This window comes from Bacteroides zoogleoformans (assembly GCF_002998435.1).
Classification (GTDB): domain Bacteria; phylum Bacteroidota; class Bacteroidia; order Bacteroidales; family Bacteroidaceae; genus Bacteroides; species Bacteroides zoogleoformans.
This window is the reverse complement of record NZ_CP027231.1, coordinates 2,842,331-2,859,044: the sequence shown is the minus strand read 5'-3', so window position 1 is coordinate 2,859,044 and position 16,714 is coordinate 2,842,331. Positions and strand designations below refer to the sequence as shown.

General features: G+C 44.1%; 8 protein-coding genes and 1 other RNA gene. 2 read left to right on the top strand and 7 right to left on the bottom strand.

All coding sequences use genetic code 11. The annotated features are described in order from the left end of the window. The first annotated feature begins 12 nt into the window (after positions 1 to 12). Both C4H11_RS11880 and ssrA read left to right on the top strand, forming a co-directional pair. The gene (locus tag C4H11_RS11880) at positions 13 to 6,171 is read left to right on the top strand and encodes a DUF2958 domain-containing protein (RefSeq protein WP_106042302.1); all 6,159 of its coding nucleotides are present in this window, start codon (positions 13 to 15) and stop codon (positions 6,169 to 6,171) included. A gap of 85 nt (positions 6,172 to 6,256) precedes the next feature. Further along, positions 6,257 to 6,655: a transfer-messenger RNA gene (ssrA, locus tag C4H11_RS11875) on the top strand. Between the two features lie 221 nt (positions 6,656 to 6,876). On the opposite strand, the gene C4H11_RS11870 is transcribed toward ssrA, so the two are convergent. The 7 genes from C4H11_RS11870 to C4H11_RS11840 all read right to left on the bottom strand — a co-directional run bounded on the left by C4H11_RS11870 (position 6,877) and on the right by C4H11_RS11840 (position 16,454). Further along, positions 6,877 to 7,788: a nucleotidyl transferase AbiEii/AbiGii toxin family protein gene (locus tag C4H11_RS11870; RefSeq protein WP_004360032.1), complete on the bottom strand. Its 912-nt coding sequence runs from the start codon at positions 7,786 to 7,788 to the stop codon at positions 6,877 to 6,879. After that, positions 7,781 to 8,545, bottom strand: a complete 765-nt coding sequence (locus C4H11_RS11865; protein WP_004360031.1) for a type IV toxin-antitoxin system AbiEi family antitoxin domain-containing protein — start codon at positions 8,543 to 8,545, stop codon at positions 7,781 to 7,783. The genes C4H11_RS11870 and C4H11_RS11865 overlap by 8 nt, the downstream gene beginning before the upstream one ends. A gap of 198 nt (positions 8,546 to 8,743) precedes the next feature. After that, positions 8,744 to 9,052 (bottom strand): helix-turn-helix domain-containing protein, encoded by a 309-nt coding sequence (locus C4H11_RS11860; RefSeq protein WP_004360030.1) that lies wholly within the window; start codon positions 9,050 to 9,052, stop codon positions 8,744 to 8,746. After that, the gene (locus C4H11_RS11855) at positions 9,040 to 11,106 is read right to left on the bottom strand and encodes a bifunctional DNA primase/helicase (protein ID WP_018910664.1); all 2,067 of its coding nucleotides are present in this window, start codon (positions 11,104 to 11,106) and stop codon (positions 9,040 to 9,042) included. Before C4H11_RS11855 ends, C4H11_RS11860 begins: the two co-directional genes overlap by 13 nt. Then, entirely contained in the window at positions 11,103 to 11,495 is a 393-nt protein-coding gene (locus tag C4H11_RS11850) for a hypothetical protein (RefSeq protein ID WP_018910663.1), read from the bottom strand. The genes C4H11_RS11855 and C4H11_RS11850 overlap by 4 nt, the downstream gene beginning before the upstream one ends. Continuing rightward, positions 11,482 to 11,961 carry a hypothetical protein gene (locus C4H11_RS11845; RefSeq protein WP_018910662.1) on the bottom strand — a complete coding sequence of 160 codons (480 nt, stop codon included), beginning with the start codon at positions 11,959 to 11,961 and terminating at the stop codon, positions 11,482 to 11,484. Before C4H11_RS11845 ends, C4H11_RS11850 begins: the two co-directional genes overlap by 14 nt. A 551-nt stretch (positions 11,962 to 12,512) precedes the next feature. After that, positions 12,513 to 16,454 carry a hybrid sensor histidine kinase/response regulator transcription factor gene (locus tag C4H11_RS11840; RefSeq protein WP_106042300.1) on the bottom strand — a complete coding sequence of 1,314 codons (3,942 nt, stop codon included), beginning with the start codon at positions 16,452 to 16,454 and terminating at the stop codon, positions 12,513 to 12,515. Between the last annotated feature and the right edge of the window lie 260 nt (positions 16,455 to 16,714).

Here is a 16,714-nt window from a genome sequence, read left to right as displayed (position 1 = left end):
AACAGAACAACTATGGCATACAATAAGAAAGCAGTCTTGGCGGGCAACACGGAAGCCATTCGTGTCGTGCTGCGCTTGGAGAAAGAACGCCGTGAAGCCACCGAAGCCGAGAAAGTCCTGCTCAGAGGTTATCAAGGTTTCGGTGGTCTGAAATGCGTCTTGAACCGTTGTGATAATCCCGATGACCTCCGCTATTGGAGTGCATCGGAGCAAAATCTGTTCGCGCCTACCCAAAGGCTCAAACAGATGATTTACCGTGATGCCGTCGATACCAACACAGCCAAACGCTATTGGGAGAGCATCAAGGCAAGCGTACTGACTTCCTTCTATACCGACACCCGTATCGTCTCCGCCATTGCCGATGCCCTAAGTGCCACCGACGTGCAAGTAAGACAATGCTTGGACCCTTCCGCAGGTATGGGAGCCTTTACCGAAACCTTTGCCAAAAGTGCTGGTATGGTCGATGCTATGGAAAAAGACATGCTGACGGCACGCATCACACAAGCCCTTCATCCTTACGGCAAGGACAATATCTTTGTTCGGCAAGAACCCTTTGAAGCCATTGGTGAATTGGAAGAGAAGGACAAGTACGACCTTATTACCAGCAACATCCCCTTTGGCGACTTTATGGTCTATGACCGTAGTTATAGCAAGGGAGAGAATATCCTTAAACGGGAATCCACCCGAACCATCCACAATTATTTCTTTGTGAAAGGGCTGGACACTATCAAAGAGGGCGGACTTCTTGCTTTCATTACCTCGCAGGGCGTATTGGACAGCCCTAAAAATGAAGCCATCCGCCGTTACCTCATGCAGAATAGCCGGCTTATCTCCGCCATCCGCCTGCCTTCGGGTATGTTCTCCGAGAATGCGGGTACGGATGTGGGTAGCGACCTCATTGTCCTGCAAAAGCAGTCGGGCAAGACTATCAGCGAGGGCATCGAACAGCAATTTGTTGCGTCCGTATCGGCTCCCATAGCCGAAGGCTCTTCTGTCGTATTCAAGCACAATTCGCTCTTTGACGGTGAATGGAAGGACATAGCCCACCGAACCATCGCCACAGACCGCACGATGGGTACGGACCCTTACGGCAAGCCTGCCTGGGAATATACGTTTGACGGCGGTATCGAGGATATGGCTGACAGCCTGCGTACTCAACTCTCTTTGGAAGTGGAGCAGCGTTTTGATCGTAAACTCTATGAAACAGGCATACCCATGACTGAGGAGGAATGGCAGGTACATGTGGACAAGATGGTGCAGAAAGTGCAAGAAAGCATAAAAAATGAAGAAACACCTCAGAAACAGGAAACTAAGGATAAGGAAGAAGATAATGCCTATAATCTGATGCCTGATAGCATCAAAAAACAGCTTCCCAAACTCTATAGGACAGAAAAAGAACTCATTGGCGATAGAATAGCCTACGCTCGCTACTTTTTCCCAATGGGGGCTTACACGGCTTATCTATTGGAGTACGACCCCAAGGAGCGCATCGGCTTCGGTGCTGTTACGATGGGCTACGGCTGGGAATTGGGTACAATGTCGCTTGATGAAATGGAGGAAGTAAAGGTCAGAGGCTTGGGAATTGAGCGGGACTTATACTTCAAGCCCACAAAATTGCACGAGATTGCGGAGCTGGAAGAGATTGTCAGAGGACAATACACCAAAGAACCCATCATTGAGCAAGGCAAGGAAGAAAGAAGTCAGGAAGTTCTGAGGCTAGTACAAGAAGAAACTCAGCCCCAAGAGAAGGTCGGAGAAGGTAATAAGATAGTGGGAGATGAAGCAAGAGACGAATCAGAGACAAAAGAAGAAGCACAAGCAACACAGGTACTTCCAACAATAGAGCCAGAAACCGAACCTGCTCCCGAAGGTGTCCCCGTAATTACCCTTCAAAGACAATACGAACAGGAAATCCGTGAAATTCGCACGGACGTGGAAGCCCCAAGAGAGATGAACGGTCAGACGGTATTCTTTGATGAAGACCATCATCCGATTATGGATAGCACCATCGAGACAGAAACAACGGATCAACTCTTGTTTGCCCCGGAGGAGTATAGTCTTTGGACACAAGACGTAGCCCGTGTAAATAATGAAATCAAGGAGGCTGCTCAACAAAAGAAGGTCAGCGATAACCAACCACTTTCTGCAAGCCGACAGTCTAAGCCGGCAAGAAGCACGCCAAGCAGTCCTCGCAGAAGCAAGAAAACGACATCAGCTCCCGTCAGAGAACCCTCGCTCTTTGACTTTATGGAGGAAGCCGAACCTCGCAAGCCACAGCCCATAGCAGAGGTTAAGAAAGAGTTTGACGCTTCACCGCGTCCCTTTCTCTCATCGCCCGACTCTCATCTGAGGGACGGCTCTATTGTCATGCAAAAAGGACAGGTCGGCTTTCTCTCTGACTTGAAACGACATCCCACTTTCAATCCGATGGACTTGCCCTTTGCCCAGCTCTCACGGCTGAAAGCATACATTGAGATTAGGGAGAGTTATCACAGACTCTATGATTATGAGGCGAACAACCAAGCGGAGGACAAGGAAGAGCGTGAGAAACTCAATCGGCTTTATGATGGCTATGTAGGTCGTTGGGGGAATTTCAATCAAAAGACAAATACCGATGTCATCAAGATGGACGCCACAGGCGTGGAAATGCTGTTCTTGGAACGCTCCGAAAACGGCAGGTACGTCAAGGCGGACATCTTCGACCATCCGACGGCTTTTTCCACCTCCGAGCTTTCCATTGCCGCAGACCCGATGGAGGCATTGGGCGCATCACTCAACAAATACGGCACGGTGGAACTTGACTATATGAGTTCCCTGCTTCCCGATATGGAAGAGAGCGATATGCTTTCCGCCTTGGAAGGACGCATCTTCTACAATCCCGAAGAGGACAGCTATGAGGTAGCCGACAAGTTCATTTCGGGCAATGTAATAGAAAAGGCGGAGCGTATCGAGTCGTGGCTCTTGGACCATCCCGACCACGAAGAGGCAAAGCAGAGCCTTGCTGCCCTACGCGCAGCCACGCCAACACCCATTCCTTTTGCGGACCTTGACTTCAATCTCGGTGAACGCTGGATACCTGCTAAAGTCTATGGTAGGTTTGCCTCGGAGTTTTTCGGGACGGATATTAGCGTATCCTACCATTCCAACATGGACGAGTACAGCATTGTCTGCGACCGAAAGAATGCCAATATCTGGCATAAGTATGCCGTACCGGGGGAGTTCCGCCGTTATGACGGCATCAACCTGATGAAGCACGCACTTCACAATACCATTCCCGACATCAACAAGAGTAAGGAGGTGACGGATAAGATCACAGGAGAAACCAAGACCATTAAAGTACGGGACGGGCACGCCATACAGATGGCGAACGCCAAGATTGAGGAGATCAGACAAGGCTTTGTAGATTGGCTCGGACAGACACCCGACACGTTCAAAGAGCAGCTCTCTGACCGTTACAATCGTCTTTTCAACTGCTTTGTGCGTCCCAATTTTGACGGTACGCACCAGTCGTTTCCCGACCTTGACCTTAAAAGATTGGGCATACCAGACCTTTATAAGAGTCAGAAAGATGCCGTATGGATGCTGAAGACCAATGGAGGTGGTATCTGCGACCACGAGGTGGGTGCGGGCAAGACGCTTATCATGTGTACGGCTGCCTACGAGATGAAGCGGTTGGGATTAGCCAACAAGCCGATGATTATCGGACTGAAGGCAAATGTATTCGATATTGCTGATACTTTTCGCAAGGCTTATCCCAATGCCAAGATTCTCTATCCGGGCAAGAACGACTTTAACAAGCAGAACCGCCAGCGTATCTTTAATGACATCAAGAACAACGATTGGGACTGTATTATCTTAACGCATGAGCAGTTCGGTATGATTCCGCAAGCCTTGGAGATACAGGAGGCAATCTTACAGAAAGAGAAAGACTCGGTAGAAGAAAACCTTGAAGTGCTCCGTATGCAGGGAGCGGACATATCCCGTGCCATGCTCAAAGGATTGGAGAAACGAAAGCAGACCTTGGAAGCCAAGTTACAAGGCATTCAAGACAGCATAGCCGAGCGCAAGGACGATGCCGTAGATTTCAAGATGATGGGCATTGACCACCTATTTGTAGATGAAAGTCATCAATTCAAGAACCTAATGTTCAACACTCGCCACGATAGGGTATCAGGCTTGGGCAATCCTGACGGCTCACAGCGTGCGCTTAATATGCTCTTTGCCATTCGCACCATACAGGAGCGGTCGGGCAAGGACTTGGGAGCAACATTCCTTTCGGGAACTACTATTTCCAATAGTCTGACTGAACTTTATCTTTTGTTCAAATACTTGCGCCCGCAAGCCTTGGAAAAGCAGGGCATCAACAGTTTTGACGCATGGGCTGCGGTCTTTGCCAAGAAGTCCACCGACTATGAGTTTTCCATTACGAATGAGATTATTCAGAAGGAACGCTTCAGAACATTCATCAAAGTGCCTGAGCTGGCTTCGTTCTATGCGGAGATATGCGATTTCAGAACTGCTAAGGATATTGGTATTGACAGACCTGAGAAGAACGAGATACTGCATAACATTCCGCCGACACCTGAACAGGAAGAGTTTATCGGTAAGTTGATGGAATTTGCCAAGAAAGGGGATGCCACAATCTTAGGACGCGCACCGCTTAGTGAGAGTGAGGAAAAAGCGAAAATGCTCATTGCTACAGACTACGCCCGCAAGATGAGCTTGGATCTACGCATGATAGACGAAAACGGGTACTCGGATCATATTGACAACAAGGCAAGCCATTGTGCAAAGCTACTTAATGACTACTATCAGAAGTATGATGCACAGAAGGGTACGCAGTTTGTGTTCTCTGACTTGGGCACGTATAAATCCGGTGGAGACTTCAATATCTATTCGGAGGTGAAGCGTAAATTGGTAGAAGATTATCATATCCCGTCCTACGAGATACGCTTCATTCAGGAGTGCAAGAACGAGAAAGCCAAAAAAGCGATGGTAGATGCGATGAATCGTGGAGACATCCGCATTATCTTCGGTTCTACATCCATGCTTGGAACGGGAGTTAATGCCCAGCAGCGTGCGGTGGCGGTGCATCAACTTGACACACCCTGGCGACCCTCAGATTTAGAACAGCGCAATGGTCGGGCAATCCGTAAAGGCAATATGGTTGCCAAAGAATTTGCTGACAACAAGGTCGATGTGATTATCTATGCCGTGGAGCGGTCGTTGGACAGTTATAAATTCAATCTGCTACACAACAAGCAATTGTTTATCAATCAATTGAAGACCAATACGCTCGGTAGTCGTACCATTGACGAGGGTTCGATGGATGAGGATAGCGGTATGAACTTTTCAGAGTATGTTGCCGTGCTATCTGGTAATACAGACTTGTTAGAGAAAGCCAAACTCGACAAGAAGATTGCCACGCTGGAATCCGAGCGTAAGAACTTTCTCCGTGAGCGTGATGCAGCGACGGGGAAATTGGCGGAGATTGACAGTTCCGTATCTTTTCATTCGGACAAGATTAAGGAAGCCAAGGCGGACTTGGCATGCTTTGAGAAGCGTGTCGAGCGTGATAAGGACGGCAATCCTATCAATAAACTTGTCATAAAAGGTGTGGAGGGCAGTACGGACACCAAGGTCATTGCCGCACGCCTGCAGGAGATTAACGACAAGGCACGCACCAAAGGTGAGTATAATAAAATCGGTGAGATTTATGGCTTCTCCATCATGGTGAAGACGGAAAGTACCTCAAAGGATTTGTTTGACTGCTCCGTAAATCGTTTCTTTGTTAAAGGGCAGGAGAGTATCTACTATACCTATAATAATGGTAAGTTGGCTACGGACCCGAAACTTGCGTGTGAGAACTTCTTAGGTGCGCTTGGGCGCATCCCGAAAGTAATTGAATCGCATGAAAAGGAGAAAGAGAAAGTTGCAGCCAATCAGGAAATCTATACTGCTATTGCTAATGGGACGTGGAAGAAAGAGGACGAGCTTCGCTCGCTCAAAGGGCAGTCGGCAGAGTTGGACAGAAAAATCACTTTGACGATTACTGCGGACAAAGAAGGAGATGAAGAACTCTCCCCAAAATCAGACTTGCAAAATCCTCCTGATACAGTTTCAGAACACAGTGCAAAAGAGACAATAGTACGTCATAAAGTAAGATTTTGAATCTAAAAGAATAAATTTGCAACAAAATTATCGAATCTCATTCAGCAAATTCAGAAATAATATGTAACTTTGCAGAACATACCGAGGGCTTGTATGGATTTGACGGCAAGATGAGATGGTATGTAAGCATGCGGAGGCTCGACGGCTACCTCCTAAATCTGAGTGGTCAAAAAATTAATTGGCGAAAACAATTACGCTCTCGCTGCCTAATCGAAGCATAGTAGATTACTGGCTTTATTGCGTCACCAGGTGATGCGACGAGACACTGCTCCAAGGATGTTGTTCCGAATCTAAGGGTCAAGCGGTGCAGGTAAATCGGAAATAGTTTGTGTATGCCTCGATGCATAGATGAAATTTAGAGGATAAGGTGTTGGTTGGTGGTTCAGGTCTTGCCAACACTCGAAAACAGAAGGCTGAAATAAGCATGTAGAAAGCATATGGTTTCCTTGTGCGGACCGGAGTTCGACTCTCCGCAAGTCCACTAAAAGAGAGGACTATTAATTGTTTTTAAGCAGCTGATAGTCTTCTTTCTTATTATGCTCTATTCAGAGATCCATAAGATTTTGAAGTTTTAATACACCGAAAAGGGACTGTATCGACAAAGTACACAGCCCCATTTCCCCTTTTTAGAGTGCTAATAAAGCGACAAAAGTCCTTATCGGCACTATTTACGTTGCAAAGGTAGTGTTTATATTCGGATTATACCTACATCATTTTTTCAAAAAAAGTTTTGAGTTTATCAATTCCTTCTTGAAACTTCTTTTGATTTTGCTTTTTTAGTTTCTCGATATTGAGCAGTTTCCACTGTACGGATGGGTATTTGCTCAAATCACCAGCACAACATAGTTCCCATTGCGGGGAGCCTTCTTCAAAAGAAATGATGAAGTCTTTGTCCTCATCGGTAAGGCAGGCATTTACCTTTCTGATAATGTCGTTACGCGAGGACTCATAATCCTTGTAAGTGAAAGGAATATCGGTCATTCCTTTGAACTGATGTTCAAGAGCCTCCTCCTGATTAATGTCATTAGGACAAAGTGATTCTATGATGGGTTTGTCGCTTCCCAGTAAGCACAGAAACAAACCGTCTTTTACTTCATCCAATGTTTCGTCTTTCATGTACTTGCAATCAAACAAATCACGTGGGTGTTGGCGACTGAGAGCAGCCGCTATCTTACCTCCATATAGTTGTGGATAAGGTACGATGCGTGCCTTACAGTTAGCTTGAAACTCATCTTTCGCCTTTGGGCAGAGGTTCATTACTTCCGCTTCTCCAAGTATGCCACGTTTGGTGCCATTCACTTCGATTTTCACCGTAGTGCCATTGTATGTGCATTGCAGTTTCCATACATCAGTTTTATGTACCACATGTATTCCCGGTACGGCTCGTTCGATGCTCGTTTTCAAGTCTTGAAGATTCAGATTGATATGTTCCAAGCTCGTTGAACGTGCCTCCAAGGGAATATAGGTAAGATCTATATCCACAGAATACCGTGGCATGTTCTGATGAAACAAGTTGATAGCCGTACCACCATGTACGGCAAAATCTTTGATTCTATAAACCAAGGGCATGATGCGTACCAATAGTGCCACTTGACTTTTATACTGATGATTATTCATAGTCGTTCAATTCTTTGGGGATTGTCATTTTATACTTACTGAGATATACCCCCGACTTTACCAACTGCAATTTTGTAGTTCCCAAATCTATCCTAGATAAGTCTAATTCTTCAAACCAATAATGGTTTGCTTTTTCTGCCATATATAAGAATAGGCGCTTCATCTTATAGTTCTTGGTTGTTTCCAATAACGATTGGACAACCTCTGAACGCAATGTTGTTAGCTGTTCCATTATATAGTACAAGTCCATGTAGTTGTATTGCCGCGGCGATAGTAACAAGCATTCCATAAAAGCCTGTTCTGGAGTAGACGCGAGTAAATTCCAATCTAAATAAGACAAAGTCGTTATTTGTGCTTGCATAAATGCGTCTGTTTTGAAAAAATGAAAATCACGGTCGAATACGTTAAGCTTCATCCATTGAGGCATTCTCTCATTGGTAGCAGTTATCACTAGCAATGGCTTACCCATTGGCACATAATGATTGAAGCCCCATAACTCTAATGCAGAATGAGCAGCTATACGGAACTTTTTTCCTAACTGTTCATTAAACGACTGCAATGCACCATAGGCAGATAGGTTATCCCCAGTACGGTACATTACACCTCTACATAGAGGTGTTAACCATCCCGATATGCGGTATCTTTTCAATAGCTGACTGGAATATCCTCGTCCTGTTAGCCATTGAGCAAACAACAATCCGTTTTTTTGTCCTAATTGGAGCATTTGGTTGATTTTGTTACCTGTAGATACACTCATAGTTTACTTGCTTGTATTTATTTCAACCGCAAAGATAAGCAAATCATTTCAAATAATAGCTTATTGGTTGAAAATAATTCCCACAAATAAACTAATAGTTGATTTACCGTCCTAAAATTTAACTATCTTCTTCATATTCATGTCTATTTTAAGATGTGCCATAAGTTAGAATTCGGCAATAAACAAATTGCTTGTTGATCACCAACATTCTCGTTTATGAAGCATATCGTCTATCTCGTCACGAAGAAACAGCAGTCTACCATTCGCTTTGAGATATGGGATCTTTCCTGCCCATACCCAATTGTAAATGGTTTTCTGCTCTACTTTGAGAATCTTCGACACGTCGATTATGTCAAGATACTCTGGTTTAAGAGGCGGATGAATAGTTGTGTCAACAGATTGCTCTTTCATCACAAGCAGTTGGTCGAGTTTGCTCTCGATAGTTCTCAAGCTGTCAAACAATCGCTTGCACCAATCGTTCTCTGTTGTCTGTTCTAAGTATGGCATAGCTCACCCTTTTGATAGTTACCACTTGCGTCCTGCGACAATATACACTGCTCTTTCATATAGGCAATGTACTTCTTTGCCGTTCGGTCTTTGATTTCCATTTCACGCATCAATACGTCACATAGTTCTTGATATGAGAGTCTTAGCTTGGTATGGAAAGCTGATTTTACAACAGCCAAAAGTTCATCCGTCTTACGCTTTTCTTTATCCTCTTTCGACTTCTCTCCACGATAGACGTGCATATCCGCATCTTTGTCCCAGCCGAAAAGCATCATCGGCACATCGAGTGGACTGCCGTCACGCACCTTCAGAGCTTTTACAACCGAATATTCAGGGTTATCGTCTTTCTCTATGGAGAGAATACCTGCCGCCTTGCGCTGTAATTCGGAACCAATATGTCCACGCAACTTAATACCGTTAGGGACAAAATGGAGCACACAGATGATGCAAGTATTATAGATTCCTGCCAAACGATAGAGTTCATCCACAATGGCTATACTCTCCGTTTCGTCATTGGCAGATCGTATCAAGTCTGCAATGCCGTCAATTACCACAAGATGTATTCCTCCGTGCTTATGGTGAAACAAGTCCATACTCTCACGAATAATTTTCAATCTATCTTTACGAGAAAGTGAAGCCAAATAAAGAGAATGGTAGAACTCTGGTACAGACGTGACTCCTGCCCGACGAAGTGTCTTCCCCAAATTCTTATGCAACTGTGCTTCTGATTGCTCTGTATCGTAATGGAGTACAGCTAATCTTTTGGGGTTGGCGGTTACCTCCAATCCCAAAGTTTGTTCTGGTTGTAAGCGTTCTGCACCAAGAGTACCGGCAAGAATGGCAGCAATGTAGTTGCTTTTGCCTGTTCCTTCTCCGCCAGTGATGCAGAACAGATTATCCTGTGTACCGAGGGGTACGCCGTTTACTGCTACCACCGACTTCGAGGCATCGGGAGGATTGTCATAGTCTATTTCACAAGATTGCAATATCATCATCGTCTGTGCATACATTTGGGTAAACATATCAGAAAGCAGTGCCTTTAAACCTTCCGAACCATTGCCTAAGGCAAAGTAATCGGAAATATCCTTTTCTGTTTTTGTGCCTTGTAAGGGCAATGTTAAGTGAAGCACCTTAAACTTGGATAGAGCTTCGACTTGTCGTTTAGTTTCTCTTAGTCCTGTTTCATCCGTATCATACAATATGATTAGATGTCGAAAACGGAGCAATAGTCCCTCAATGATATTCTCTGGTATCTGTGCTGTCTCGCTGTTGAAACAGATGGCATTGAATCCATGAGCCGAGAGTGAAAGCACATCCTTCTCTCCCCCCGTAATGAATATCATATCGCCTTTGCAGGGCAACTGCTCAAAACCAAACACATAGTCATCCACCTCCTTGCCTCCATAGAGGAAGCGCAATTTACTATTGGGACGATAAACTTTCACAAACCTGCCAAGGCAATAAGCAAACATAGGCTCTTCTCGCGTAGAAACAAGTGAGAATGGCTTGCCCTGACTTGAAACGGATTCATAGCGTGCTAATGATTTAACATGGAAGCGTAGCAAAGTCCTGGTATCAATGCCGTATCGTCGCCAATAATTTCGTTCCTCTTCTCCAAAGGGCTGTTCGATATATGTAAACCACTTCTCGCTTGTCATGGAAGTATTAAGGTCGGGTGGAGGTAATATAGGCTGCTTTGAAGGTTTTATTAAGACAGGTCGCTTATTACCGTATTCTTTTCTTTCTTCAAGACGAATATTGAGTTGTAAATCTCTGATGATTGTTTCAAGAACATTCATAAAATCTTTTCTCACGTCCAAACCGAGCATAGTTGCAGCAAACCAGAAACAATCACCTGAGTAGGCGTCATTGCCAAAGTCCTTCATGCGGTAGCAGCCAGACTTATTATCGAGGTAGATATTGCATGATGCACGCCTATCGTCATACAATGGATTACGGAAGTTGCGCTTGGGTACAAAGTTGATGGGCATGTAGAAGCAGAACACCTCCAGTCCTTTGTTCGTCCGGCTTAGTATTTCTTCTTTGATGTTCATAGTTCTTCAAATAAGGTTTGAGAATCCCCCATGTAGCCTTTAAGGACACCATCCTTGTAGGCGTTCAGACGCTGCAAAGCCTCCAAGCGGCGAAAGCCCTTGAATGTAGCCCTACCTGTCTTTACAGAAAGGTAGAGTCCTTTGAATGGATAGACCACATGATTACTTGATACATAGCGGTAAGGAATAGAGTTCGCTTCCCGCCATCTGGCAAGGGATGCCTTAGATATACCAAGCAGATGCAAGACATCTGCCGTACTTAACTCTATTTTCTCTTCTAATACAGAGTAGTCACGCTTTAGCTCTCTGATAAAGCAGGCTATCTGCCTGAACTCTTCGCGAAGAGTTTGAAGCTCATTCATTAGGGAGCGTGTTTCATGGTTTTCCATCATCATTAAGTAAGTTTTGGCAAAGTTCTACAATAGCTGACAGAAAGGGTTTCATCAGGTTCTCCTTGTCGTGTCTTGTTAGATGCCCTTTGAACTCTTCCATGAAGTTCACTATCTTCATTCCATCACTTGGCATAACCTTCATTAAAACCTTGATCAGTTCATCCAGTTCAATTGTTTCATAAAGATTCTTCACATGGGCTTTGGGTTTGGTCATCGACTCTATGGTTCCCAAAGGCAGATGTATGATTAGAACTTCTTTTCCTAAACCTGCTGCACATTTCCGATATGTGCTGATTCTGATGTCCTTTTCCATTTTGCAAGCCTTTAGGAAATTTGAATACTCGATGCTACTTGTATGAGCAGCATCTTTTGCATTGACGCATGAAAGAGCTAAAGTTTCAAGCGTAGGACAACCGATGTACAGGTGTCCCTTTTGTTCTGAGTTGCTGTTTTTGTTTGCCATAATACATTGGACTATAATGATTATGGCTGCAAAGTTCCTAATGAAATGAGCTTCTAACGGAATATCAAAATACCATTGTCTGGTAATATAATACCATTTTATATATTGATTATCAGCAGTATATCACAAGTGGCAAGGCTCTTCAGTGCACGGTGCAAGCCTATATATAGATAGGTCTTGCACCGTGCACTGAAAAATTGTAGCCACAAGCTTTCTAAAACATTTTTAGTCAAATATTTGGAAGATGTATCATCTTTTTGTAACTTTGAACCCGAAAACAAGAAGTCTATGCAACTTCTGTGCGTTCTCTCAAAAATATCTGAAATGGCTACAGATTGGCTACAGTAAAAATTGAGGTTCGGCTAAATTTCTGAATATCAAGGACTGATATAGGTAAGTTCATTTACCCTCAGCTCCACACTTTGCAATAAAGTTTCGTTAAAGAACCCTTTAAGTTCTGCTTCCAGGCACGGATTTTACGGATTCACGGAGATAAGATAGCATTCGTGTCCTCCCGAAAAATCCGTGTTTGTATTATACACACGCCACTTTCACCGCCTAATCTTCTTCTTATATTGTGTCGGCGTCTCCCCCGTATATTGTTTGAAAGCGGTACTGAAATAAGAAGAAGTGGTGAAACCCACTTTCTCGGCAATGTCGGCAAAAGTCATGTCAGTAGAGTGAATTAGCTGTATAGCCCTTTCCATTCGGAATTTATTAATATACTCATTGGCACTCATGTCTGTCAAAACTTTCAGTTTATTGTAGAGAGAAGCTCTACTCATTCCCATCTCTTTGCAGATAAAAGAAATATCCAATCCGGAATTGCCCAGGTTTTCTTCGACGAAACTATTCAACCGGAACAAGAATTTCTCGTCGGCCTGACTGAATGTAGTCTCCTCGGGCACAGGCAAAGAGCCTATGTTCATATAGCGTTTGCGAATGGCATCACGGGCTTTCAGACGATTGTGTATCAATTCTATCAGCGTATCTACCTCGAAAGGCTTCATCAAGTAGGCATCAGCCCCATTCTTATAGCCGTCTTTCTGGCTTTGCTCATCGTGACGGGCAGTAAGCAATATGACCGGAATATGACTGATATCCACATTCCTCTTTATTTCCATACAAAGTTGATAGCCATTCATGCGTGGCATCATCACATCGCTCACAATGATGTCAGGCACATATGTCTTTATTAATTGCAAGGCCTCTACACCATCAGCGGCCGTAATGACCTGTTTGAAATACTCTTTCAGTGATTTCTTCAAAAAAGCCGTCATGTCCGGATGGTCATCCACCACCAAAACGCTGTATGCCGAAAGTTCAAATTCTTCCGTTTTGAAAGACAAGACGCTTTCCTCCTCATCCATCAGTTCATTTAAATAAGTACCCGGTTGACATACTATTTCCTCCGCATCCAACCTCATCGGCAAGCGGAAGTAAAAGGTGGCGCCTTCACCGTAGTTACTACGTACTCCTAATGATCCTCCGTGTTGCTCTACCAATATTTTGGAGTAAGAAAGACCGATACCTGTTCCAGATTGTTCGTTACTGCCTTGATAGAAACGAGTGAAAAGCCTCTCCATGTCCACCTGCTGCAAGCCACAACCTTGGTCGGAAACGGAAACTTGTACATCATTACTTTCTGCCAGAAGTTGGGAAGCAACGGTTATGGTGGAGTTCTGTGGACTATGCTTCAAAGCATTTACAAGCAAATTGCTCAAAACAATTTCACATTTGTCCTTATCGAAATACACTGTCTCTACTTTCGGGTCGAGGTTGTATACAAAATGTACCTGCTCCGCTTCACCCTCGTAGGCAAAATCTTGCGACACTTGCTCTATCCATTTATTCAGAAGACAAGGCTGCACATGCAGTTTGCTTTCTCCAACCTCCATCTTACGCAAGTCAAGCACCATATTTATCAAGGCCTTCATGCGTTGTGATTGCCGGTATATGGCACGTAAAGGCAAATATTGTTCATCTTCGGCCGACAGAGACTTCAACATGCGTCTCAACGGAGCATATATCAGTGTCAACGGTGTGCGCAGTTCATGACTGATGTTAATAAGGAAACGCACCTTTTCTTCATACATTTGCTGTTCGTGTTCCTTCATCGACCACTTCAACTTACGTTCTTTATTCTTGAGCACTCTTCTGATTGACGCCATGACGAAGAGCATAACCAAGAGAATCCCTCCTCCCATCGCCCACCATGTCCGATACCACGGCGGCAGCACAGTCACTTCCAAGATCTGTCGGTCGGGCATCCAGTTTCCGTCTTTGGTTGTACACGATGCCATGATTCTATAATTTCCGGGATGAAGCGCACGCATCACCAATTCGGTATTGTATGATTCCATGTAGTTATTATCCAATCCCTCTATACGAAAGCGATATAACTTCTGCCGGAAGATATCTTCCTCCCGGCTCATAATCTGTATGGCAATGTTGCTGTTGAAAGGTACCGTAAGCACCTCTTGCATCTTCTCTAACCGGCTGTTGGTAGATTGCCCGTTAAGAAGGATATCAGTCAGTTGCAGTTCAGGCAGACCGGTCACTTCCGGAGTCCACTCTTTGCTGATGTGGAGCAGCCCCTTTACACCTCCTATATAGATGTCGTTGTTATCCATAATAATTTTAGGACGAGGCACGTACTCATTAGGAATGACGCCATCCGATTCTCCAAAAAGGATGAACCTGTTCTCGGCCTGCAAGTAAGCAAAAAGCCTGTTCTCCGCACCTATCCATACCTCCCCTTTGGGCCCGCACATCACCATAGACACTGCAACGAAAAGACTGGTCTGCGATGTTTCCAATTTTCCGGAATCAGGCATGTAGCAGCTTAACCCCAAGTTGCTGCCAATCCAGAAGTATCCTTGAGAATCACGGTCTACTGAATTGATTTGCATCTCGCTGTTACAAACAAACAGGACTTTCAGCGATTGAGTTTTATGATTCAACGCATATATACGTTTATTGTCGAACAAGAAGGTCTCTCTGCCATTATCCGTAACAGATTGTAAGGTTCCCCAATTGATAAGCTGTTCCTTTTCTTCCTCAGCAATGGCAAAGATTTTCTTTTTAAGGTCGTAGATGTACACATGATCACTCAATATCAGTACAGTCTGAGGGGTGTTGCGATACAGATAAACCGAATAGCCGTGTTTTGACAGAGTCATGGTTGTCTTTTCGTCGATGACACGAAACGGAGTTTTACTGCCTGTACGCATATCGAATACAAACAATCCTTCGGCAAAGATAGAAAGCAACAGCTTGCCGGGTTCAAACTCACAAATGGACGTAATCTTGTCTTTTCCGGTAGTGGGATAGTAGGTAAACGTGCCCGTATGCGGATTAAAACTATTCATACCGCCTCCATCCGTACCTATCCATATGCGGTCGGCGTTTTCCTTATGAAGACTAAGCACAATACTATGGCTTAAGCCTAACCGATTACCTTGCTGTACATCCGTATAGGTTTTCATGGAAACCGGACGGATGCTGATCAATCCGTTATAGACCCCGCCTACCCAAATGTTGTGGTAGTGGTCACAATGCAGAAAGTTGATAGAATTCGTAGGCAGTGAGTAAAGCTTGTCACCGATACTATGCTCCAAATAAGTAAAATGGTTATTATCCGGATTCAATATATTGATGCCACCTCCGTCGGTACCTATCCATATTTGTCCTTTCCGCTCAATGATACAGATTACGATATCACTTTTAATGGATGAATTACGAGTGGTATAGGAAGCAATTTCCTTGCCATCAGCCGAGAAGCAACGCAATCCTTGATTATAGGGGGCTATCCAAATACGCTGTTCAGAGTCGATAAGCATATCCGTAATTTCCTTTTCTTGACCAAAAGGAGAATTTAAAATTGCTCCATTCTGCATGTTTATGGTGCAAATACCATGCCAACGGCTACAGCAAAGTAAAGTGCCGGAAGCAATTGCCGCAATCCGTGAAATATCAAAATCATGCTCCACATTCAGTTCATAGCGTTTCTTCAACCGGTGTGTTTTCTCATCATAAGTATAGACTTTATTCTTACCGCCAAACAGCAATTGGTCTTTCCACAGACATACAGAGTAGGCCACGCAAGGCTTTTCCTCCTCATCCTTCAACGTGGTAAAATGATTGTAGCGATAATTATAAAGAGCCACTCCCTTGTCCGTCAATATCCATAGGTTATGATGCCGGTCTTCGAGTATCTGGTAAATATGGTTACCGGGTAGTGAAGTGGCATCGTTCCTCCGGTTCAGATACCGTTTTTGGTCATGTCCGTCGAAACGCCCTAATCCCGCTGTAGTCCCGGTCCAGATAAAGCCTCGTGTATCGGCAAATATACAGGTAAGAGTGGTAGGCAAACCGGCATCCAACGTTATCTGTTTATAGAAGTAGTGTTCTGTACCAAAGAGTAAAGAACAAAGAAAACAGAAAAACAAAAAGGCCGTCAAACGTGAAGAGGCTCCCAATGTTTTTATCATATATAGATTAAAGTTTCGTTTCAACAATGCAAAGATAGTGTTTCATTCAGAATTACTACATGGTGTCTCTGCCTATTTTTATGCGGACAGAGATTATAGAACCGTATAATCAGTTTTCAAAAACATTTAAACCTCTCTTCAAAACAGCCTTTTAAAGCCTTTAAAAATGTAGTTTTAGCCATTTTTGAAAATAAAATAGACAAAATCGAACCTTATATCCTACCTACTTTCCATAGATTTGTGGCGTTCTTCAAAAAAAT

Bases quoted from the DNA above. Each gene is read 5' to 3' on its own strand.
- C4H11_RS11865 (WP_004360031.1), bottom strand. From the start codon at position 8,545: ATGAGTGTATCTACAGGTAACAAAATCAACCAAATGCTCCAATTAGGA.
- C4H11_RS11840 (WP_106042300.1), bottom strand. From the start codon at position 16,454: ATGATAAAAACATTGGGAGCCTCTTCACGTTTGACGGCCTTTTTGTTT.
- C4H11_RS11855 (WP_018910664.1), bottom strand. From the start codon at position 11,106: ATGAACATCAAAGAAGAAATACTAAGCCGGACGAACAAAGGACTGGAG.
- C4H11_RS11845 (WP_018910662.1), bottom strand. From the start codon at position 11,961: ATGGCAAACAAAAACAGCAACTCAGAACAAAAGGGACACCTGTACATC.
- C4H11_RS11880 (WP_106042302.1), top strand. From the start codon at position 13: ATGGCATACAATAAGAAAGCAGTCTTGGCGGGCAACACGGAAGCCATT.
- C4H11_RS11870 (WP_004360032.1), bottom strand. From the start codon at position 7,788: ATGAATAATCATCAGTATAAAAGTCAAGTGGCACTATTGGTACGCATC.
- C4H11_RS11850 (WP_018910663.1), bottom strand. From the start codon at position 11,495: ATGGAAAACCATGAAACACGCTCCCTAATGAATGAGCTTCAAACTCTT.
- C4H11_RS11860 (WP_004360030.1), bottom strand. From the start codon at position 9,052: ATGCCATACTTAGAACAGACAACAGAGAACGATTGGTGCAAGCGATTG.